Annotated in this window: 18 protein-coding genes and 1 tRNA gene; 11 read left to right on the top strand and 8 right to left on the bottom strand. The window is 58.1% G+C overall.

Annotation, left to right across the window (positions count from 1 at the left end; all coding sequences use genetic code 11):
- Nucleotides 1-114: 114 nt before the first annotated feature.
- The 5 genes from Q0932_RS12485 to pdxH form a co-directional block, all read right to left on the bottom strand.
- Nucleotides 115-3,801 carry a vitamin B12-dependent ribonucleotide reductase gene (locus tag Q0932_RS12485; RefSeq protein WP_299353358.1) on the bottom strand — a complete coding sequence of 1,229 codons (3,687 nt, stop codon included), beginning with the start codon at nucleotides 3,799-3,801 and terminating at the stop codon, nucleotides 115-117.
- Nucleotides 3,802-4,490: 689 nt separating this feature from the next.
- Nucleotides 4,491-4,567 (bottom strand) — tRNA-Pro (locus tag Q0932_RS12480).
- A gap of 21 nt (nucleotides 4,568-4,588) precedes the next feature.
- On the bottom strand, nucleotides 4,589-5,074 hold the full coding sequence (locus tag Q0932_RS12475; RefSeq protein ID WP_299353353.1) for a DUF192 domain-containing protein: 486 nt from the start codon (nucleotides 5,072-5,074) through the stop codon (nucleotides 4,589-4,591).
- Nucleotides 5,074-5,631 carry a cold shock domain-containing protein gene (locus Q0932_RS12470; protein ID WP_299353346.1) on the bottom strand — a complete coding sequence of 186 codons (558 nt, stop codon included), beginning with the start codon at nucleotides 5,629-5,631 and terminating at the stop codon, nucleotides 5,074-5,076. Before Q0932_RS12470 ends, Q0932_RS12475 begins: the two co-directional genes overlap by 1 nt.
- Before the next feature lie 94 nt (nucleotides 5,632-5,725).
- Complete coding sequence (gene pdxH / locus Q0932_RS12465) at nucleotides 5,726-6,331, bottom strand: pyridoxamine 5'-phosphate oxidase (RefSeq protein ID WP_299353339.1); 606 nt, start codon at nucleotides 6,329-6,331, stop codon at nucleotides 5,726-5,728.
- 95 nt (nucleotides 6,332-6,426) lie between these two features.
- On the opposite strand from pdxH, the gene fabI reads away from it, so the two are divergent.
- The 5 genes from fabI (at nucleotide 6,427) to trpE (ending at nucleotide 12,574) form a co-directional block, all read left to right on the top strand.
- The gene (fabI, locus tag Q0932_RS12460) at nucleotides 6,427-7,245 is read left to right on the top strand and encodes an enoyl-ACP reductase FabI (protein WP_299353330.1); all 819 of its coding nucleotides are present in this window, start codon (nucleotides 6,427-6,429) and stop codon (nucleotides 7,243-7,245) included.
- 14 nt (nucleotides 7,246-7,259) lie between these two features.
- Complete coding sequence (gpt, locus tag Q0932_RS12455; protein WP_299353321.1) at nucleotides 7,260-7,778, top strand: xanthine phosphoribosyltransferase; 519 nt, start codon at nucleotides 7,260-7,262, stop codon at nucleotides 7,776-7,778.
- A 129-nt stretch (nucleotides 7,779-7,907) separates the two neighbouring features.
- Nucleotides 7,908-9,083 (top strand): aminotransferase, encoded by a 1,176-nt coding sequence (locus tag Q0932_RS12450; RefSeq protein WP_299353314.1) that lies wholly within the window; start codon nucleotides 7,908-7,910, stop codon nucleotides 9,081-9,083.
- Between the two features lie 100 nt (nucleotides 9,084-9,183).
- A complete protein-coding gene (locus Q0932_RS12445; protein ID WP_299353305.1) occupies nucleotides 9,184-11,025 on the top strand; it encodes a peptidylprolyl isomerase in 1,842 nt (613 codons plus the stop codon).
- Between the two features lie 37 nt (nucleotides 11,026-11,062).
- On the top strand, nucleotides 11,063-12,574 hold the full coding sequence (gene trpE, locus Q0932_RS12440; protein WP_299353297.1) for an anthranilate synthase component I: 1,512 nt from the start codon (nucleotides 11,063-11,065) through the stop codon (nucleotides 12,572-12,574).
- A gap of 36 nt (nucleotides 12,575-12,610) precedes the next feature.
- Here trpE and Q0932_RS12435 read toward each other — a convergent pair whose 3' ends face one another.
- From Q0932_RS12435 to Q0932_RS12425, 3 genes are all read right to left on the bottom strand, one after another.
- Nucleotides 12,611-13,285 (bottom strand): DUF1194 domain-containing protein, encoded by a 675-nt coding sequence (locus Q0932_RS12435; RefSeq protein WP_299353290.1) that lies wholly within the window; start codon nucleotides 13,283-13,285, stop codon nucleotides 12,611-12,613.
- Nucleotides 13,286-13,396: 111 nt separating this feature from the next.
- On the bottom strand, nucleotides 13,397-14,200 hold the full coding sequence (locus tag Q0932_RS12430) for an alpha/beta fold hydrolase (RefSeq protein WP_299353282.1): 804 nt from the start codon (nucleotides 14,198-14,200) through the stop codon (nucleotides 13,397-13,399).
- Nucleotides 14,201-14,235: 35 nt separating this feature from the next.
- Entirely contained in the window at nucleotides 14,236-15,693 is a 1,458-nt protein-coding gene (locus Q0932_RS12425; RefSeq protein WP_299353275.1) for a divergent polysaccharide deacetylase family protein, read from the bottom strand.
- A 114-nt stretch (nucleotides 15,694-15,807) separates the two neighbouring features.
- Between Q0932_RS12425 and Q0932_RS12420 the strand changes: the two genes are divergently transcribed.
- Genes Q0932_RS12420 through glp form a run of 6 tightly spaced genes read left to right on the top strand, consistent with a single transcriptional unit; the run spans nucleotide 15,808 to nucleotide 20,545 of the window.
- The gene (locus Q0932_RS12420; RefSeq protein WP_299353271.1) at nucleotides 15,808-16,401 is read left to right on the top strand and encodes an aminodeoxychorismate/anthranilate synthase component II; all 594 of its coding nucleotides are present in this window, start codon (nucleotides 15,808-15,810) and stop codon (nucleotides 16,399-16,401) included.
- Nucleotides 16,398-17,417, top strand: coding sequence for an anthranilate phosphoribosyltransferase (gene trpD, locus Q0932_RS12415; RefSeq protein WP_299353264.1), 1,020 nt, complete (start codon nucleotides 16,398-16,400; stop codon nucleotides 17,415-17,417). The genes Q0932_RS12420 and trpD overlap by 4 nt, the downstream gene beginning before the upstream one ends.
- Nucleotides 17,414-18,076, top strand: coding sequence for a uracil-DNA glycosylase (locus Q0932_RS12410; RefSeq protein WP_299353258.1), 663 nt, complete (start codon nucleotides 17,414-17,416; stop codon nucleotides 18,074-18,076). Before trpD ends, Q0932_RS12410 begins: the two co-directional genes overlap by 4 nt.
- Nucleotides 18,073-18,885: an indole-3-glycerol phosphate synthase TrpC gene (trpC, locus tag Q0932_RS12405; protein ID WP_299353253.1), complete on the top strand. Its 813-nt coding sequence runs from the start codon at nucleotides 18,073-18,075 to the stop codon at nucleotides 18,883-18,885. Before Q0932_RS12410 ends, trpC begins: the two co-directional genes overlap by 4 nt.
- Nucleotides 18,885-19,373 carry a cyclic pyranopterin monophosphate synthase MoaC gene (gene moaC, locus Q0932_RS12400; RefSeq protein WP_299353248.1) on the top strand — a complete coding sequence of 163 codons (489 nt, stop codon included), beginning with the start codon at nucleotides 18,885-18,887 and terminating at the stop codon, nucleotides 19,371-19,373. The genes trpC and moaC overlap by 1 nt, the downstream gene beginning before the upstream one ends.
- Nucleotides 19,370-20,545, top strand: coding sequence for a gephyrin-like molybdotransferase Glp (gene glp / locus Q0932_RS12395; RefSeq protein WP_299353244.1), 1,176 nt, complete (start codon nucleotides 19,370-19,372; stop codon nucleotides 20,543-20,545). The genes moaC and glp overlap by 4 nt, the downstream gene beginning before the upstream one ends.
- Nucleotides 20,546-20,591: the final 46 nt, after the last annotated feature.

The following is a 20,591-nucleotide window of genomic DNA, read 5'->3' as shown; positions in this document are numbered from 1 at the left end:
TACCGCCCGTAGTTTTTGCCTGCGGCCTGAGCGCCGTGCCGGGGCGAACGCATCCGCCCCGTAACCTATGTTTCGTCGGGGGCACGAAGGCCCCCTACCCGAGTCCCCCCGGGATCAGCTACAACCCGAGGTCGCCCCGCAGGTGTTGCATTTCATGCAGGTACCGTTGCGCACCAGCGTGTAGTTTCCGCAATCGCCGCAAGGATCGCCCTCGTAGCCCTGCATCTTGGCCTTGGCGCGTGGGTCCATGCTCACCGTGCCACTGGACACCGCGGTGCTGGCCGTGGCCGTCGTCGCGGCACCGGTTGTTCCGGTCGCGGTTTCAGGCACCAAGGTTTGCAGTGTTGCCACTGGATCGCCCGCGCCATTCAGCGCCGTCGCACCAGCTGCGCCACCATTCAGCACCACCAGTTCTTGTGGCAGACGTTTGCGCAGATATCCTGTAGAGGAAATTTGTTTCAACACTTCCAAAGACTTAGATGCGGCAGTTTCGCTGATTTCCTGAACGTTGCTGACGCCTTCTTCTTCGCCACGACCCAGATCATCGAACATCGTGCCTTCGGGCTTGATGTGCGCCAGATCGGTGCGGTCCAGATATGAGACGGCCAGTTCGCGGAAGATGTAATCCAGGATCGACGTCGCGTTCTTGATCGAGTCGTTGCCCTGAACCATGCCCGCAGGCTCAAACTTGGTGAAGGTAAAGGCATCAACGAACTCTTCCAACGGCACGCCGTATTGCAGGCCGACCGACACGGCGATGGCAAAGTTGTTCATCATCGCCCGGAAGCCAGCACCCTCTTTGTGCATGTCGATGAAGATTTCTCCAAGGTTGCCGTCTTCGTACTCGCCAGTGCGCAGGTATACTTTGTGGCCACCGACAACCGCCTTTTGCGTATAGCCTTTGCGACGCTCTGGCATTTTCTCGCGGTGCGATTTGACGATTTCCTTGACGATCACCTTTTCGATGATCTTTTCGGCCAGCACTTCTGCCTTTTCCTGCGGTGTACCGCTTTCCAAGGTCTCGGCTGCGCCCTCGTCATCCTCAACCAGTGCGGCGGCCAGAGGCTGCGACAGTTTTGAGCCATCGCGATACAGCGCGTTGGCCTTGATGCCCAAGGACCAGCTCAGTTCATAAGCCTTCTGGCAGTCTTCGATGGTGGCATCGTTCGGCATGTTGATCGTCTTCGAGATCGCGCCCGAGATGAACGACTGTGCCGCAGCCATCATGGTGATGTGGCTATCAACACTCAGATAACGCTTGCCTTTTTTGCCGCAAGGGTTGGCGCAATCAAAGATGTGATAGTGCTCTTCCTTGAGGAAAGGCGCGCCTTCCAGGGTCATCGTGCCGCAAACATGGTCGTTGGCTGCGTCGACGTCTTTGCGGGTGAAACCGAGATGGCTGAGCAGGTCAAATGACGGATCGTTCAGCTTTTCGGTTGGGATGCCCAGCACGTTGGTGCAGAACTCTTCGCCCAGCGTCCACTGGTTGAACACAAAGCGGATGTCGAACGCGCTGCCGAGGGCGGCGTCGATCTTGTCCAACTCGTTCTGGCCAAAGCCATGCCCAACAAGTGATGTGTGGTTGATACCCGGCGCATTGCCCAATGTGCCGTGGCCAACCGCGTAAGACACGATCTCTTCGATCTCGCTGGAGGAATAGCCAAGGTTTTCAAGGGCCGCAGGCACAGAGCGGTTGATGATCTTGAAGTACCCGCCACCGGCAAGCTTCTTGAATTTCACCAGCGCAAAGTCAGGCTCGATCCCGGTGGTGTCGCAATCCATCACCAGACCGATGGTGCCGGTTGGTGCAATCACCGAGGTCTGGGCGTTGCGATAGCCGTTCTTTTCGCCCAGCTTCAACGCTTCGTCCCATGAGGATTGCGCCAGCGCGACAAGTTTCTGATCAGGGCAATTGTCCATGTCCAGTGCGACAGGCTTCGTGGCCAGCTCTTCGTAGCCTTCAGTCTCGCCATAAGACGCCCGGCGGTGGTTGCGGATCACACGCAGCATATGCTGGCTGTTACGCTCATAACCGCTAAAGGCCCCCAGTTCACCGGCCATCTCGGCCGAAGTGGCATAGGACACACCGGTCATGATCGCGGTCAGCGCACCGGCCAGAGCACGGCCCTCGTCTGAGTCGTACCCATGACCCATGTTCATCAAGAGACCGCCAATGTTGGCATAGCCCAGTCCCAGCGTGCGGAAGTCGTAAGACAATTGCGCAATTTCTTTCGAGGGGAACTGCGCCATGGTGACGGAGATTTCCAGCGTCACGGTCCACAGGCGGGTCGCGTGCATGTAATCCTCGGCCTGGAACACGCCATCATCGAGGAAGGTCAACAGGTTCATCGATGCGAGGTTACAGGCGGTGTCGTCCAGGAACATGTATTCCGAGCACGGGTTCGAGCCGCGGATTTCGCCATCTTCCGGGCAAGTGTGCCATGCGTTGACAGTGTCGTGGTACTGGATGCCAGGATCGGCACAGGCCCAGGCTGCGTGGCCTACGTCTTCCCACAGTTTGCGCGCCTTGATGGTCTTGGCAACGCTGCCGTCCGTGCGGCGGATCAGTTCCCAGTCAGCGTCATCTTCGACAGCCTTCAGGAAGGCATCGGTGACACGGATCGAGTTGTTCGAGTTCTGGCCCGACACAGAGGCATAAGCCTCGGAGTCCCAGTCAGTATCATAGGTCGGAAACTCGATACTGGCATAACCCTGCTTGGCATAATCCAGAACGCGCTTGATGTAAGTCTCTGGGATCATGACGGATTTCGCGTCACGGATCGCTGCTTTCAGAGTGTCATTGGCCTTGGGGTCAAAGGCATCCGCTTCGGCGCCGTCCCAGGCTTTGATCGCGGCAAAAATGCCATTCAGCTTTTGCTCGTGCATCTTGGAACCGGCCACGATCGAGGCAACCTTTTGTTCCTCCTTGACCTTCCAATTGATGTATTCTTCGACATCCGGGTGGTCGGCATCGACAATCACCATCTTGGCCGCACGGCGCGTGGTGCCGCCCGACTTGATCGCGCCGGCAGCCCGGTCACCGATTTTCAGGAAGCCCATCAGGCCCGAGGATTTGCCGCCGCCTGACAGTGATTCCCCGTCAGCACGCAGCGACGAAAAGTTGGTGCCAGTACCTGAGCCATATTTGAACAGACGCGCTTCGCGAACCCAAAGGTCCATGATGCCACCGTCGCCGACCAGATCATCGCTTACCGACTGGATAAAGCAGGCGTGCGGTTGCGGATGCTCATAGCTGGACTTTGATTTGGTCAGCTTGCCGCTCTTGTAGTCGACATAATAGTGACCTTGAGCCGGGCCATCGATGCCATAGGCCCAATGCAGACCGGTGTTGAACCACTGCGGGCTGTTCGGTGCGGCACGCTGGGTCGCCAGCATATAGCGCATCTCGTCAAAATAGGCGCGCGCATCTTCCTCTGTCGAGAAATAGCCGCCCTTCCAGCCCCAATAGGTCCAAGCGCCAGCCAGGCGGTCAAAGACTTGCTTGGCGCTGGTTTCGCCACCGATCTCGGCATTGTCGTTCGCAGGTACCGAGCGCCACAGGAATTCAGGAACGCCTTTTTCGCGCACTTTCTTGAGAGACGCGGGCACACCGGCTTTGCGGAAATACTTTTGAGCGATCACGTCACTGGCAACCTGGCTCCAGGTTGAGGGCACTTCGACCTCGTCCAGTCGGAATACAATCGTACCATCCGGGTTGCGAATTTCGGATTCGGTCTTCACGAAATTCAGCGCTGCGTATGCGTCCTGACCGGCTTTGGTAAATTTTCTTTCGATTTTCATGGCGCCTCTTTGTCCCTGCTTTATCCCTGCCTACACCTTGGCCGAACAAATTGGTCCAGCCGCTATGATGCAAATCGCCCGCATCGGACGAGACAAAAAGCCACCGCATCGGCAAAAGCATGTTTGCCGAACTCTCCGGAGTGTGCCCCGGTCATCTGTTTGGTTTCCGTCCCTGCCCGATCCTCTTCACCACTATATATTGTGGCGCTTCCGATCTGCTTGCACAATCTGGCGTATCTGGCCCTACGTGGTCAAACCATTTATTTACGTTTTTTGACGATTTTTCCTGTTGACCCAGTCACAGGATTTTGACGCGTTCGTGACGATGCCCGATTCCTTGCGGGCTCTTTTTGGCAATCCGATTTGCGCATCGCATCAAGCCGCGCCGGGAAGTGTTTCAAAAACAAGGCATTTCCCAAAACTGTCCCCAGAACACCGAGTTATCCACAAGATATAGTGCGTTAAGAAACCTTAACACAAGATGTATGAATTTGAGATTATTTTGTCACGTTCTTGTGCGCGCGATCATCAAAGCACGCGGTGATTCTACTCCGACAACACCACGCCGATGCCTCATGATGCAGGCGATCACCCACATGTCTGCGCCCAAAAACTGAACAAATGCACATGCGCCGACCTGAGTGGCAGCGCCACTCAGACGTCGAGCTCTATGGGTTGAGAGAGAAAATTGGTCGGGACGGCAAGATTCGAACTTGCGACCCCCTGTACCCAAAACAGGTGCGCTACCAGACTGCGCTACGCCCCGGACCGAGGCGGTGTTTAGCGCCTAATTTCCGACCTCACAAGGCCAAACCGCACCGTCTTGCAAAATAGATGGGTGGCGCACGTCGCTGCCCACTTGAATTCCCATCGCCTGCGCCATTCCGCCATTGATCTCGAGCACGTAGCGAACGTCATTCGTGCTGGAAATAGGCGTACGATCCAAGGGTTTGGCACGACTGTGGATTTGCGTGACTTGCCCGTTCTCAGCGATAAACAGCATGTCGAGCTCTATCAGCGTGTTTTCCATCCAAAATGACACCGGCTCGGTACGCGAAAAAACAAACAGCATGCCCGCCCCTGCAGACAGCGAGTCGCGATGCATCAAACCAACCGCGCGTTCCTCTGCCGAGTCGGCCACTTCGACGCGGAACCTGGCTTCTCCCCATTCACCGCGCAATTGCAAAGTGTCATCACGACAGACAGAGCTGGCCGACGCGGGCGTCAGCCAGATCAGGGTGCAGGCAGCGCCCAACAGAAGATGTCGCAGCATTAGCTGTCCTTTGTGATCGCGGTTTCCCAGGCCATGACTTCGGTGGCCATACGCCCACGTTTACCTTCGATCACGCGCAAGGCCAATGCCTCGCCAGGCTGCAAGTCCGCCAAACCGGATTGTCTCAGCACTTCAATATGGACAAATACGTCTTCGTGACGTCCAAAGACATTGGCAAAGCCAAACCCCTTGCCCTTATCGAACCACTTAACACGCGCTGGTTCCAAGGGGGCGTCCCGGATTGCCTCCGGATCCAATTCTGCAAAATCCGCAAGCGTCGCCATTGCGGGAGCGTCCGCAACGTCGATGCGAAAGACCTCGACAGCCTGAACGCCTCGTGACGTTTCTTGGATATCGATTTCAATCCGCGCTTCATCTGCGACAGAACTCTGACCGAAATTGCGTAAAACATTCGCATGCAGCAATATATCGGGTCCGCCGCTCTCGGCAACGACAAACCCAAATCCTTTGACAGGATCAAACCATTTCACCTGTCCGACGATTCGAGTCGTCTCTTTTTCGTTTTCACTCAACACCTTAACCCTACGTAAGCTCATCCCTAGCTAGAATAGGAGTCTGCGTTAAATGTTTAACAACGGCAAGAAAAAACCCAACCTTTATCAGTGCCTTGCAGTTTACGTTACGTGAATGTCACGGATTTAGGCGGTCAATTTTCCAAGGCTCCGATAGAGAAATTCGGCGCCAGACAAAGCGGTCATGCAACCGAAATGCCCCATCGGCCCAGAACTCAATCTCAAGCGGGGCAATCCGAAACCCTCCCCAAAACGGTGGGCGTTTGGGATTGGGGCCCTGTTGTGCTGTCACCTTGGCAACTTCGGCCACCAAAGTCGCGCGCGATGACAAAGGTTCCGATTGACGAGACGCCCAGGCCCCGAGGCGGCTTTTGAGAGACCGCGACGCGTAATAGTCGTCAGCCTGCGGGCCATCTTCGCGGGTCACGAGGCCCCGCACCCGAACCTGACGACGCAAAGATTTCCAGTGCATGACAAATGCGGCCTTGCCAGCCTGCTCAATTTCGCGGGCTTTGGCGCTGCCGTAGTTGGTGTAGAACACAAAGGCATCATCCTCGATGTCTTTCAAAAGAACCATACGCGCATTGGGCAGCCCGTCAGTGTCCACTGTCGACAAGGCAATTGCGTTTGGGTCGTTTGGTTCGCTTTTTTCGGCCTCGGCCAACCAGGTGCGTGCGATTGCAAACGGGTCGTCGCCTGCGAATATCCCACTTCTCTCAGTCATTTTGCGCGCCCTTTCTCTAGGTCAACCTGCACTTGATGCATCCGGTCGGATCGCCTAAACGTCCTGATAACCGAATTGGGACGGAGTGGACAGGAATGTCAAACAATCTGATGGCAGGCAAACGCGGCCTTATAATGGGCCTCGCCAATGACAAGTCGATCGCCTGGGGCATCGCCAAGGCCTGCGCGGATGCAGGGGCCGAGATGGCGTTCAGCTATATGGGCGATGCGTTCAAGAAACGCGTGGCACCCTTGGCGGACCAGTTGGGCGTAGAAACCCTGATCGATTGTGATGTCTCTGATCCGGCGTCAATCGACGCGGCATTTGCCGAGTTGGAAGCCAAATGGGGCAAATTGGACTTTATCGTTCACGCGATTGGCTTTTCCGACAAGAATGAGTTGCGCGGACGATATGTCGAAACCTCTAAAGACAACTTTTTGATGACGATGGACATTTCGGTCTATTCTTTCACCGCTGTGATGCAGCGGGCAGAGAAGCTGATGAAAGACGGCGGCAGCGCATTGACGCTGACCTATTATGGCGCTGAGCAGGTGATGCCGCATTACAATGTCATGGGTGTGGCCAAGGCCGCATTGGAAGCCTCGGTCATGTATCTGGCCGAAGATCTCGGCAAGGATGGCATTCGCGTCAACGCAATCTCGGCGGGTCCGATCAAAACGCTGGCCGCCAGCGGTATCGGCGATTTCCGTTATATCCTGAAGTGGAATGAGCTGAACTCACCGCTGCGTCGTAACGTGACCATTGATGATGTTGGCAACTCTGCGCTGTATCTGCTGAGCGATCTGGGCAGCGGCGTCACCGGTGAAAACCTGCACGTTGATGCAGGATATCATGTGGTCGGCATGAAAGCCGTCGACGCACCAGACATCGACGCCGTTACTGGCAGAAAGTAACCGGGAGAATTCTTATGAGCGACCGCCTGCCCCACGAAAAAGGGTTTCACATCAGCTGGGATCAAATGCACCGTGACAGCCGCGCCCTGGCTTGGCGTCTGGACGGTCAAGGCCCCGACGATGGCGCCTGGAAAGCCGTTGTTGCGATTACTCGCGGTGGCATGGCCCCAGCGATGATCGTCGCACGCGAGCTGGATATTCGCACTGTGGATACGATCTCTGTGAAATCGTATCACTCCGGCGGTGGAAAGCAGGACCAGCAGCGCGACGCACAGGTTCTGAAAAGCCCAAATGTCGAACTGATGGGCGACGGAACCGGAATCCTGATTGTCGACGATCTTGTGGACAGCGGCAAAACGCTGGAACTGGTACGCGACCTTTATCCCAAGGCGCATTTCGCCACGGTCTACGCCAAACCCCAGGGCGAGCCCATGGTCGACACCTTCATCACAGGCGTCAGTCAGGACACGTGGATCTTCTTCCCGTGGGACATGGCGTTGCAATATGTCGAGCCCTACCGCGGCACGGATTGAGGTCAGGTTACGCGGTTGAGGCGGAACGCCTCCGGCGGGAGTATTTATGGCAATACGAAGCCGGGGTGGATTGCCCTTATCGAAAGCGGCCCCTAGGGTCGCTTTTGTTGTTTTGACGCGGAGACCAAGATGAACCAGCCCCGGACTGCCACCACTTTTGCCCCCCCTGTCATGGAGGCCCGCCGTTGGCTTGAAGGAGTGCGGTTCACTGATGACCTGCCGCTGATCAATGTGAGCCAGGCAGCGCCCGTCGATCCACCGCCAGCCGCTTTGCGCCAGCATATTGCTGATGTAGCTTTGAACATGGCGGACGCACATCTTTATGGTCCGGTGCTGGGCCTGGATGAACTCCGGGCCGAAGTGGCGACGCAATTCTCTGACGCTTATGGTGGCACGATAGACCCGTCGCAGGTGGCGATCACCTCGGGCTGCAATCAGGCGTTCAGTGCCGCAATGATGTCTATCGCCGGTGAAGGGGATGAAGTCATCCTGCCAACCCCTTGGTATTTCAACCATAAAATGTGGCTGGATATGCAAGGCGTCCACGCGGTGCCTCTGGCGACGGGCGCTGATCTTTTGCCAGATCCCGAGGCTGCCGAAGCCCTTATTACCGAGCGCACCCGCGCCATTGCACTGGTGACGCCGAACAATCCCGGTGGCGTTGAGTATCCCGCGGAACTGGTCGCGGCTTTCGCGGACCTGGCGGCGCGGAAGCGCATTCAATTGATCATCGACGAAACTTACCGGGACTTTGATTCTCGCAGTGGGGCGCCGCATGGTTTGTTCGAAAACCCAGACTGGTCGGATCATTTGATCCAGCTTTATTCGTTCTCCAAAGCCTATCGGCTGACCGGACACCGTGTGGGCGCGATGATTGCCAGTAATTCGCGGCTGGCTGAGGCGGAAAAGTTCCTTGATACCGTCACCATTTGCCCGAACCAATTGGGCCAGCACGCTGCACTTTGGGGTATGCGGAACCTTGGTCAGTGGTTGGCTGGAGAGCGGGCAGAAATTCTCGATCGGCGGGCGGCAATTTCGGACCACATGCCCCTGATTGCTGACAAGGGTTGGAAATTGATGGGGGTTGGCGCCTATTTTGCCTATGTGCAGCACCCGTTTGACATGGCCTCTGATGATCTGGCGCGCGAGCTGGTACAAAAGGCCCATGTTTTGACTTTGCCGGGTACAATGTTCAAGCCAACCGAAGACACCACGGGGCAGCAACAGATGCGCATTGCCTTTGCCAATGTGGACCGCAAGGGCATAGAGACACTGTTCAAACGGCTTGCGGCCTTTGAAATCTAAGCTTTCCGTACATTCCGCGCTACCGCCCCCTTGCCCCTCTGGGGCGGGCGTCGTAGACATCCCGGAACGTTTGAAATGACCGCCATTGCAGGGGGACACGATGTCCAAGGGTAGCACGTCAAAAACACTGGTCTGGATTCTCATGGGCCTGCTCATTCTGGGGCTTGGAGGCTTTGGGGTCACCAACCTTTCTGGAACTGTGCGCAGCGTCGGAGATGTTGGCGGCAAAGACATCGACATCAATGACTATGCACGCGCACTGCAACAGGAATTGAACGCGCTTGGCGCCCAAACCGGACGCAATGTCAGCTTTGGCGAGGCTCAGGCCGCAGGCATCGACAGTCTCGTCTTGGGCAACCTTGTCGTTCAGCGTGCAATGGACGCAGAAACCGCGCGTATGGGCGTCTCAATCGGCGATGAGCGGCTGCGCTCGGAATTGCTGGCCATTCCGGGCTTTCAAGGCGTCAACGGTGAGTTTGACCGCGATGCCTATCGCTATGCCCTGGACCAGACCCGTCTGACCGAAGCCGAGTTCGAAGATTCGATCCGCGAAGAAACCGCCCGCACCCTGTTGCAAGGCTCCGTTGTTTCGGGTGTTGCAATGCCGGCCATATATGGTGACACGATCCTGGATTTCATTGGCGAGCAGCGCGACATCACGCTGGCGCGTTTGAAAGCCGACGATCTTGTCTCACCGATATCCGAGCCGACCGAGGGTGACTTGCGCGCTTTTTATGATGCCAACCTCGACCAATTCACCCTGCCCGCAATGCGCCAGATTACATATGCGTTGCTGACCCCGGACATGTTGATTGATGAGGTGGAAGTTGACGAAGAGTCTTTGCAGGCCCTTTTTGAACAACGCAATGAAGAGTTTAACCGCCCTGAGCGCCGTTTGGTTGAGCGTCTGGCCTTTGCCGACATGGCCAGCGCCGAAGCAGCCCGCGCCCGTCTGAACTCTGGCGAAGCCAGCTTTGAGATGCTGGTCGAAGAACGCGGACTGACATTGGTCGACGTGGACATGGGTGATGTCAGCATGGCCGAGTTGGGCGAAGCTGGTGAAACAGTCTTTGGCGCCGTCATCGGCGCAATCTCGGGTCCTGTGCAATCCAGCCTTGGCCCCGCGCTGTTCCGCATCAACGGTATCCTGCCTGCATTGGAAACCCCATTTGAAGAGGCCGTGCCCACGCTGCGCGAAGAACTGGCTGCTGAACGTGCACGTCGCTTGATCGAAGCGCAGATTGGCGATCTCGAGGACCTTCTGGCCGCGGGTGCTACTCTGGAAGAGCTGACCGAAGAGAGTGACATGCAACTGGGCCAAGTTGGCTGGCACCAAGAGGAAAGCGCTGGGATCGCGGGTTATGAAACCTTCCGCGCACTGGCCAGCATCGTAACCAAAGACGATTTCCCCGAAATCGAAATTCTGGCAGATGGCGGGCTGTTTGCACTGCGTCTGGATGGGGAAACAGAAGCCACTCCGGCGCCGTTCGAAGACGTACGAGACGACGTGGCGGCCGCATGGGCCGATGCAGAAACCGTAAGCCGCCTGCAAGACATGGCCGATGGCATGCTGCCGTCGCTGGGGGGTGACGTTGACTTTGCAGCCTTTGGTTTGACTGCAGAACAGCGCCCCAACATCCTGCGCAGCGGTTTCGTGGCTGATACACCCGAAGGCTTTGTTGATGCCGTGTTCGCAATGGAGACGGGCACCGTCACTACCATTCCGGCCGGTGACGAACTGCTGATCGTCAAGATGACAGCCGTGAACAAACCTGACCGCACGAACCCCGAAATTGCCAACCTGATGAACGCTTTGTTGCAACAGGGTGCGCAGGGTCTGTCACAGGACCTGTTCGAGGCCTATGCTCAGGAAATCCAGTTTGTACACGGCGTCACGATCAATCAGCAGGCGCTGAACGCGGTCCACGCGCAATTCCAATAACCTCCGGTATCGCCGGAGCACGTATGAGGGCTCTGCCTTGGAACTGACCCCGTCGCTTGAAGAGTTTACCGCAGCCTATGACTCGGGCCGCAATCAGGTGGTCTATACCCGGCTTGCCGCCGATTTGGACACGCCTGTGTCTCTGATGCTCAAGCTGACGGGCGCGCAGAAAGACGCCTTTGTGCTGGAGTCGGTCACGGGCGGTGAAGTGCGGGGCCGGTATTCGATCATCGGCATGAAACCTGACCTGATCTGGCAGTGTCACGATGGTCAGGCGCGGATTAACCGGAATGCGCGTTTCGACCCGGATGCCTTTGTGCCACAAGACAGCGATCCACTGGCTGGCCTGCGCGCGATTATCGACGAAAGCCGCATCGACCTGCCCGAAGATCTGCCACAAGCCTCGGCAGGTCTGTTTGGCTATCTCGGCTATGACATGATCCGGTTGGTGGAGCATTTGCCCAACGTGAACCCCGACCCCTTGGGCGTTCCCGACGCCTGCATGTTGCGCCCTTCTGTGGTGGCCGTGTTGGACGGGGTTAAGGGCGAAGTGACCGTGGTCTCTCCCGCGTGGATTTCGGATGGCCAATCGGCCCGCGCGGCCTACGCGCAAGCGGCTGAACGTGTGATGGACGCGGTGCGTGATCTGGAACGCGCCATGCCACAGGCCGCACGTGATCTGGGCGACGCCGATGAAATAGCGCCGCCGGTGTCGAACTTCACCAAAGCCGCCTATATGGAAGCCGTTGAAAAGGCCAAGGAATACATCCGCGCAGGCGACATCTTTCAGGTGGTTCCGGCACAGCGCTGGACGCAGGAATTCCGCCAGCCACCTTTCGCGCTTTATCGCTCGCTCAGACGCACCAATCCGTCGCCTTTTATGTTCTATTTCAACTTTGGCGGCTTTCAGGTCGTCGGCGCCAGCCCCGAAATCCTTGTTCGGGTCTTTGGCGACGAAGTGACGATCCGGCCCATCGCGGGCACCCGTCCACGCGGCGCGACACCAGAAGAAGACAACGCGCTTGAGGCGGATTTACTGGCCGACAAGAAAGAATTGGCAGAGCACTTGATGCTTTTGGATCTTGGCCGCAACGACACCGGACGTGTGTCTAAGATTGGCACCGTGCGCCCCACCGAACAGTTTATCATCGAACGCTATAGCCACGTCATGCACATCGTTTCTAACGTTGTCGGAGAGCTGCACGACGACAAAGACGCACTGGATGCCTTCTTTGCCGGGATGCCAGCGGGCACTGTCTCTGGTGCACCAAAGGTGCGCGCGATGGAAATCATCGACGAGCTTGAGCCGGAAAAACGTGGCATCTATGGCGGCGGCGTGGGCTATTTCAGCTCCGGTGGCGACATGGACATCTGTATCGCCCTGCGCACAGCCATCGTGAAAGACCAGAAACTCTATATTCAGGCCGGGGGCGGCGTTGTTTATGACAGCGATCCCGAGGCCGAATACATGGAGACCGTGCACAAATCCAATGCCATCCGTCGCGCGGCTGCGGACGCTGCGCGCTTTACTGGGCATGGAAACGGGTAAGCATTCCCGATCAAACGCCCAACAGGTATTGGGGCGTTATTGGCGTTCGACCGAAGCCAGTTTCTTGCCGACCTCACGAACGAGTTTCTGACGGATACGCGCCGGGTAATCGGCAAATCCATTGGCCGTAACAACAAAGGCCCCTGCCCCAACGATCACATTTTGCCGGAAATAGCCGGTCAGGTCAGAGTCATCCGTCTCGATCACCAATGCATTGACCGTGATCCCCGCATGGCGCAGATCGCTTCGCAGAGCCAAGGGCGCAACGCCTTCGTTTGACCGCCCATCTCCGGACACGTCAATGACCTTGCGCCGGCAGTCCTGAACCTGAGACATGGCCACCAGACTGACTTCCAGCGCCTCGCCTATCGCCGTCGAGTAGTTTCGCCATTGCCGAGGGGCCTCTTCGATGCTGACGGCCAGAGCCTCGACATCTTGGAGAGTCTCAACGGGTCGCCAGGGAACTGTCATGTCCTGTCGATCACTGCCCGTCCACTGCACCAAGGCCACGCGCGCCTTGGCATTGACCAATGCGTCCGCAACAATCCCGTCGCGCAATCCGGCGGCAAGACCGTCCATCTGAATGCGATACTCTTCCCGATCAACCGATCCTGATACGTCAACAGCCAGAACCAACGCCAGATCACAGGCTGCAACGGTCGTCCCGCCCATGCCAAACCCCAAAGCCCATGCTGCAAGTTTGATACCCATTGGCAAAGCCTGACCGTCGGCTTGGGCATTTTCAACCCAGTGCCGCTGAATGACGGATCACCTTTTGGTGTGTCTCACGGTGATCCGTAAGCACGAGGAGTGCTGTGTGCTTTAGTCTAAGGCCGCCAAAAACGTTTCAATCGCAGCATTGACCGCCTCGGGTTCTTCGATCGTGGAACTGTGCCCGGCGCGGGGGATCATCACCATGTGGGCGCCCGGTATGGCAGCCTTCATCCGCTCGGATTTGGCAGGCACGGTGGCGACATCTTCGTCACCGACAACAATCAATGTCGGCTTATTGATCTGATCCAGTTGGTCATAGATTGGCTGGCGATTGACCACACCCATCACTGCGCGGGTGATACCGATGCGGTGATTGCCGATCATCGCTTTTTTCCAGCGCGCACGCTGTTTTGTGCGCGCGGGATCGGTCAAAAAAGTCTGGCCAAACATGATCGGCATGACTTTCTCAGCAACCGCCCATAGCCCAATCCAGCGCGCCACAAAGTTCAGCGACTTGTACTTACCATGATTTTCCTGTGGCTCAGGATCGGCCGAGGTTTCCAGCAACATCAAAGACTTCAAAAGATCAGGTCGCCGGATCGCCAACCGCATTCCGACAAATCCCCCCATCGAAAGACCCGCAAAATGACAGGGACCAACGTCGAGCGCTTCAATCAGCGCGGCGGCATCCTCGGTCAGCGTGTCCATATCATAGCCATCTGCGGTCACCTCGCTCTGGCCCTGTCCACGGTGGTCAAAGGTGATACAGCGATACCGGTCGCGAAACGCGGCCACTTGCGCCTCGAACATCTCACCGCTCCACAAGAGACCATGCGAAAACACAAGTGTCTCTGCCCCCTGCCCAGTGTCGGTATAGTGCATGTTCGTGCCGTTGACCTGGATATGAGGCATGGATGTCTCCCTTGCGAAGTGGTCCCTTTAGTGGGTTAGTTTTGTTTGGCGCGGATGGTGGCAGAAACCGGCGCCACGGCAACGGTTCCGGCGCGGTCCTGCAAACCCCAGACGAGCAGCGCTGACAGGGTTTCTTCTTTCAAGCGCCCCACCATAATAACGCCACCTTCCTGGTTGGCCTTGAACGCGGCCTGATCCAGAAAACGGCGCATCACTGATGCGGTTTGTCCCTTGCTATCAAAGTCCCGGAACACGGTTGCCGCCGGCACGCCTTCGCGGCTGGCGAGTTTGCGCGCCGTGTCCAATCCCTGTTGGAACAACAACAGACCGTGGCCCGAGCCAAGCAGCACTGCGGCCACCTGATCCGACAGGGGTTTACTGCCTTGCAGACCGTCCCCGGTTCCCTCCATCACTGCCACCGCTTCGGGCATCACCGAAAGATGCGCCGTAAGGGCCACTTCGACATCCGCCGGGGCAGCTGCGGCGGGCAAGTCGACCATCGCGAGGATTTCAAATCCCATGTCGCGGTACGTTGCGACCCGCTCGGCCACATCCGGCACCAGAGTGTTGATCGCAATACTCAAAGGGTATGGGAAATCGGCCAGCGCCTCTGGTGGGATCTGGGGCGCTCCGTCGTCAATCAGGACAATCGACATTAATGGCTTGTCCCCGGCAGCTTCAAACTGAACGGCGTTGCTGTCGAAAGGACGCGCGACAACGTCCGTTCCGGCCTCGGTGCTGTCTGCACCAACGGTCGGCAGCCGAGACGATTCGAGTTCCGAGGTTTTTTCGGTCAGCGAGGTGGCGGGCTTCAAAAGGCTCTCGCCAGTTGCAGGCTGGTCGCCGGATTCCGCACCGGGGCTGACGTCCGCTTCTGGCGTGGCACTTGGCTCTGCAGTAGGCTCAGGGGCCATCTCGGTTTCAGTTTCCGTGTCCGCTGCAGGCGCAAAGGCGCCACCCTCACCCACATCCGGCACGCTGGGTTGAGCCGGGTTGCTGGTGATCGAGTCGGGTGTCAGTTCAGGGGCCTCGGGCGCATCAGGTGTTGGAGCTTCGGGACTTGTCATCACCGGGGTCTCGGTGCCGATTGTCGACACTTCACCGCCGTTGACGCCCGGATCCGGTGCGCTCATGGCCATGTCTGGTGTTTCGGGTTGAGGCTGGGGCGCGCTCTCTGTGTCTGCCAGAGGCATTTCATCTTCGGTTTCGGTCTCAACCTTTGGCGGGCTGACGCCATCCTCTAGCGTGCCGTCTGCCTCGGATGTGGCGCCGATATCGCCGCTGCCTTCGGTGCTGGACCCTGTGGTCGGCTCAACAGCCGATTGCTGCGGGTCAACGGTGGCTGGCAATGGTGCCAAGAGTGAGGCGAACCCCACAACGATCACAACCACGATACCGCCCCAGAAAACGCCGGAAAGAACCCCTCGCAACATCTGCATTGCCCCTTTGTTATGCTCCATGCGCGTCATCCACGCCACGAAGTGCTGTTTCAAGGGGCGTTCCTGCGTGCGCCCCCCTTGACCCTGCGCGTCAAGCCTGAACATGTATACCGCGACCATGGGCAGGGTCTCTACCCTGTTTTCTCACTTAACGCGAAGAAGTGCAAAATGCTGCTCCTGATCGATAATTACGACAGCTTTACCTACAATCTGGTGCATTATCTGGGCGAATTAGGCGCAGATGTCAGCGTCTATCGCAATGATGCGCTGACTGTGCAGGACGCAATGGGGATGAACCCGGCGGGGATTCTCTTGTCTCCGGGGCCTTGTGATCCGGATCAGGCAGGCATTTGCCTGGCCCTGACCGAAGCCGCCGCCGAGACCCGCACCCCTTTGATGGGCGTGTGTCTGGGTCATCAGACCATTGGTCAGGCCTTTGGCGGCACTGTGGTACGTTGCCACGAAATCGTACACGGCAAGATGGGCAAAATGCACCACAACGGTGGCGGCGTCTTTGCCGGACTGCCAACGCCGTTCGATGCCACACGCTATCACTCGCTTGTGGTAGAGCGCGACAGCCTGCCTGACTGCCTTGAGATCACCGCGTGGCTCGAGGATGGCACAATCATGGGTCTGCAACATCGCGAGTTACCGATTCAGGGCGTGCAGTTTCACCCCGAATCCATCGCCTCGGAACATGGCCACGCGATGCTGAAGAATTTTCTCAATATGATGCCCGCAACCGAAGGGGAACTGGCATGAGCGATGATATCAAGCCTCTGATCGGCGCCGCCGCCGACCGCCCCCTGACCCGTGAAGAAGCGCAGCGCGCCTTTGAGATTCTGTTTGATGGCGAGGCCACGCCCAGCCAATGCGGTGGGTTGCTCATGGCCTTGCGCACGCGCGGCGAAACCGTGGATGAATACGCCGCTGCTGCTGCCGTCATGCGCGCCAAATGCAACGCAGTGAAAGCCCCTAAAGGCGCGATGGACATCGTCGGCACTGGCGGTGACGGCAAGGGTACGCTGAACATTTCAACCGCCACGGCTTTTGTCGTTGCTGGCGCTGGTGTGCCTGTCGCCAAACACGGAAACCGCAACCTGTCATCGAAATCCGGAGCAGCAGATGCACTGGGCCAAATGGGCGTCAATGTAATGGTCGGCCCTGATGTGGTTGAACGCGCTTTGGAAAGCTGTGGCATTGCCTTTATGATGGCGCCCATGCACCACCCCGCCATCGCCCACGTGATGCCAACACGGCAAGAGCTGGGCACACGCACAATCTTCAATATTCTTGGCCCACTCACCAACCCTGCCGGTGCCAAACGCCAGCTAACCGGCGCGTTTTCGCGCGACCTGATCCGTCCGATGGCGGAAACATTGGGGCAATTGGGCAGCGAACGCGCGTGGTTGGTGCACGGCTCTGACGGCACGGACGAGCTGGCCATTTCCGGCATCAGCTGGGTCTCGGCACTGGAAACCGATGGCACCGTGCGCGACGTAGAGTTGCATCCCGAAGATGCGGGCCTGCCCGTACACCCGTTTGAAGAGATCATGGGTGGCTCACCCGAAGACAATGCCGTGGCGTTCCGAGCGCTTTTGGACGGTGCGCAAAACGCCTATCGTGACGCCGTTCTGCTGAATTCGGCCGCAGCTCTTGTGGTTGCGGACGCGGCAGAAAACCTGGTCGAAGGTGTTGAAAAAGCTCGTGAAAGCATCGACAGCGGTGCTGCCAAAGCCAAAATTGAGGCATTGGCCAAGGCGACGTCGGCGGCGTGACCCTCAAGGTGCCAACTGCATGGGCCCACCTGCCCTTTTTCTCAGTCGACTTCCCCGCAATTGCGCAGTCACTTGCGGAGGACCACCGACATATCCTGCCCCCCGAAGATCAGGTTTTTGCCGCCCTTGACCGTGGGACCCCTGAAGAGGTGCGCGTGGTGATCCTCGGCCAAGACCCCTACCCGACCCCGGGCCACGCGCACGGACTGTCGTTCTCGGTGGAACCCGAGGTTCGCCCACTACCGCGTTCGCTGAACAACATTTTCAAGGAAATGGTCGAAGACCTTGGTGGCGCACCAATGACCGGTGACTTGCGGTTTTGGGCCGATCAGGGCGTATTGTTGCTAAATACCGTGCTGACGGTGCCCGCCGGGGATGCCAACGGCCACGCCAAATTGGGCTGGCAACCTCTGGCCCAACAGGTTCTGGCCGCGGTTTCTGCCCGCCCCACTGCCTTTGTTCTGTGGGGTAAACAGGCACAGGCCCTTGCGTGTCACATTTCAGACCCTAAGAATGGCGGCGAACATCTGCTGATCGAATCCGCGCACCCTTCTCCCCTTTCGGCGCGACGAGGTTTTTTTGGCTCCCGCCCGTTTTCACGGATCAACGACTGGCTCGCCACCCAAGGCCGGCCGCCCATCAACTGGACGCAAGCATGACCGAAACCGTTCTGGACAAAATCAAAGCCTATAAGCTGGAAGAAGTTGCCACTGACAAGGCCGCGAAACCTCTGGAAGCGGTCGAGGCCGAAGCCCGCGAGGCCGGCGCCACACGCGGATTTGCCGAGGCGTTGCGCCTGAAGTCTCGCGAAGGTTATGGGTTGATCGCCGAGGTTAAAAAAGCCTCTCCTTCCAAAGGGTTGATCCGGGAAGACTTTGATCCCGCCAGCCTGGCACAGGCCTATGAAGCCGGGGGCGCAGCCTGCCTGTCGGTTCTGACGGACACACCAAGTTTTCAAGGTGCCAAAGAGTTTTTGACCGCGGCGCGCGACGCCACCAGCTTGCCTGCTCTGCGCAAGGATTTCATGTATGACACCTATCAGGTTGCCGAGGCGCGTGCGCTGGGAGCAGATTGTATCCTGATCATCATGGCAAGCGTGAGCGACGCACAGGCGCATGAACTGGAAGACGCGGCTTTTGGTTGGGGTATGGACGTGTTGATCGAAGTGCACGACGCCGAAGAGCTTGAGCGCGCCTGCCACCTGAAGTCACCTCTGATGGGGATCAACAACCGCAACCTCAAGACTTTTGAAACCTCGCTCGACACCACCCGGACACTGTCAAAACTGGTCCCAGCCGACCGGATGCTGGTCTCGGAAAGCGGGCTTAACTCGCCCGAAGATCTGTCCGACATGGCGCTTTGTGGTGCGCGGACCTTCCTCATCGGCGAAAGCCTGATGCGCCAGAACGATGTCGAGGCGGCAACCCGCACGCTATTGTCCAATCCCTTGCGCGCAGGAGGCATGTAATGTCCACCCACGCCTCCGGCCTGACCCATTTCGACAGCAAGGGTGACGCCCATATGGTCGACGTCTCGGACAAGGCTGTGACCGCGCGAGTGGCCGTGGCTGAGGGTTGGATCAAGATGGCGCCGCAAACCTTTGATATCATTCGTGAAGGCCGCGCTAAGAAAGGCGACGTTCTGGGTGTTGCACAGCTGGCAGGCATCATGGGGGCCAAGCAGTGTTCAACCCTGATCCCGCTCTGTCATCCGCTCCCGATCACCAAGGTCGCAGTTGAATTGACCCCTGATCCTGATCTTCCTGGCGTGCGCATCGAGGCCACCGTGAAAACCACCGGTCAAACCGGGGTCGAAATGGAAGCGCTCACTGCCGTGAACGTCGCTGCGCTGACAGTTTATGATATGTCCAAGGCCGTCGACAAAGCCATGGAGATCGGCGGCATCCGTGTCGTCCTGAAAGACGGTGGAAAGTCCGGGAGATACGAGGCGGAATGATCACGGTCACCGAAGCTCTTGAGCGATTGTTTGCACTGACCGCGCCGCTTGAAACTGAGACGGTCCCACTGTCTCAAGCCAATGGTCGCGTTTTGGCTGAAACCGTGCGGGCGAACCGCAATCAGCCCCCCTTTGCCGGATCGGCGATGGATGGCTATGCGATGATCGCCGACGAAGTGGCCCCCGGTGCAGAATTTACCCTGATTGGCGAGGCTGCCGCCGGACACCGCTTTGACGGCACGGTCGGCCCCGGACAATGCGTGCGGATCTTTACCGGCGCGCCGGTGCCCAAAGGCGCCAGCCGTGTGGTTATTCAAGAGGATGTAACGCGCCGAGGTGACCAGATCACTTTGGGTGACAGCCTCGACCAAGGTTTTCACATCCGTCCTGCAGGCGCCGATTTTGTGGAGGGTCAGGCGTTTGTCGCCCCACGTGTCCTGCGCCCTTCAGACGTGGCCCTGCTCGCGGCAATGAATATCGCCGACGTGCCGGTTACGCGCCGCCCGCGCGTTGCCATCATGTCTACGGGTGACGAGTTGGTCATGCCGGGGGAAACACCGGGACCGGATCAGATCATCACCTCAAATTCCTTTGGTCTGCAGGCTCTGCTGCGCGATCTCGGGGCCGAAGCACATCAGTTGCCCATTGCCCGCGACACGCGTGAGTCGCTTGAGACTGCGTTCTCATTGACCGATGACGCCGATCTGGTGCTGACCATTGGAGGCGCCTCGGTCGGAGATCACGATCTGGTCGGCGACGTGGCGGTCAATCTAGGGATGGAGCGTGCGTTCTACAAAATCCTGATGCGCCCCGGAAAACCTCTGATGGCCGGACGTTTGGCCTCGGGCGCTATGATGATGGGCCTGCCGGGCAACCCGGTCTCGGCCATGGTCTGCGGCCATGTCTTTGTGGTGCCGGTGCTTCGCGCAATGCTGGGACTGGGCGCCAGCGCCGCTCCAACCCAAAACGCGCCTCTGGCCGCACCAGTTGGCGCAAATGGACCCCGCCAGCATTACATGCGCGCACGGGTTGAAAACGGGCAAATGACAATCTTTGAGCGTCAGGACAGCTCATTGCTGACAGTTCTCTCAGAGGCCAACGCTCTGGCCGTGCGTCCACCCAATGATGCAGCGCGCGCGGTCGGAGAGCATCTGGACTATCTGCTTATCTGACCAGTTTTTGGGTTTGTTCACGCCCTGTTCCCAAAATTCTTGACAC

Source organism: uncultured Shimia sp. (assembly GCF_947498095.1).
Classification (GTDB): Bacteria; Pseudomonadota; Alphaproteobacteria; order Rhodobacterales; family Rhodobacteraceae; genus Shimia.
Note: the sequence above shows the minus strand (reverse complement) of the source record. Positions and strands in the feature narration are given on the sequence as shown.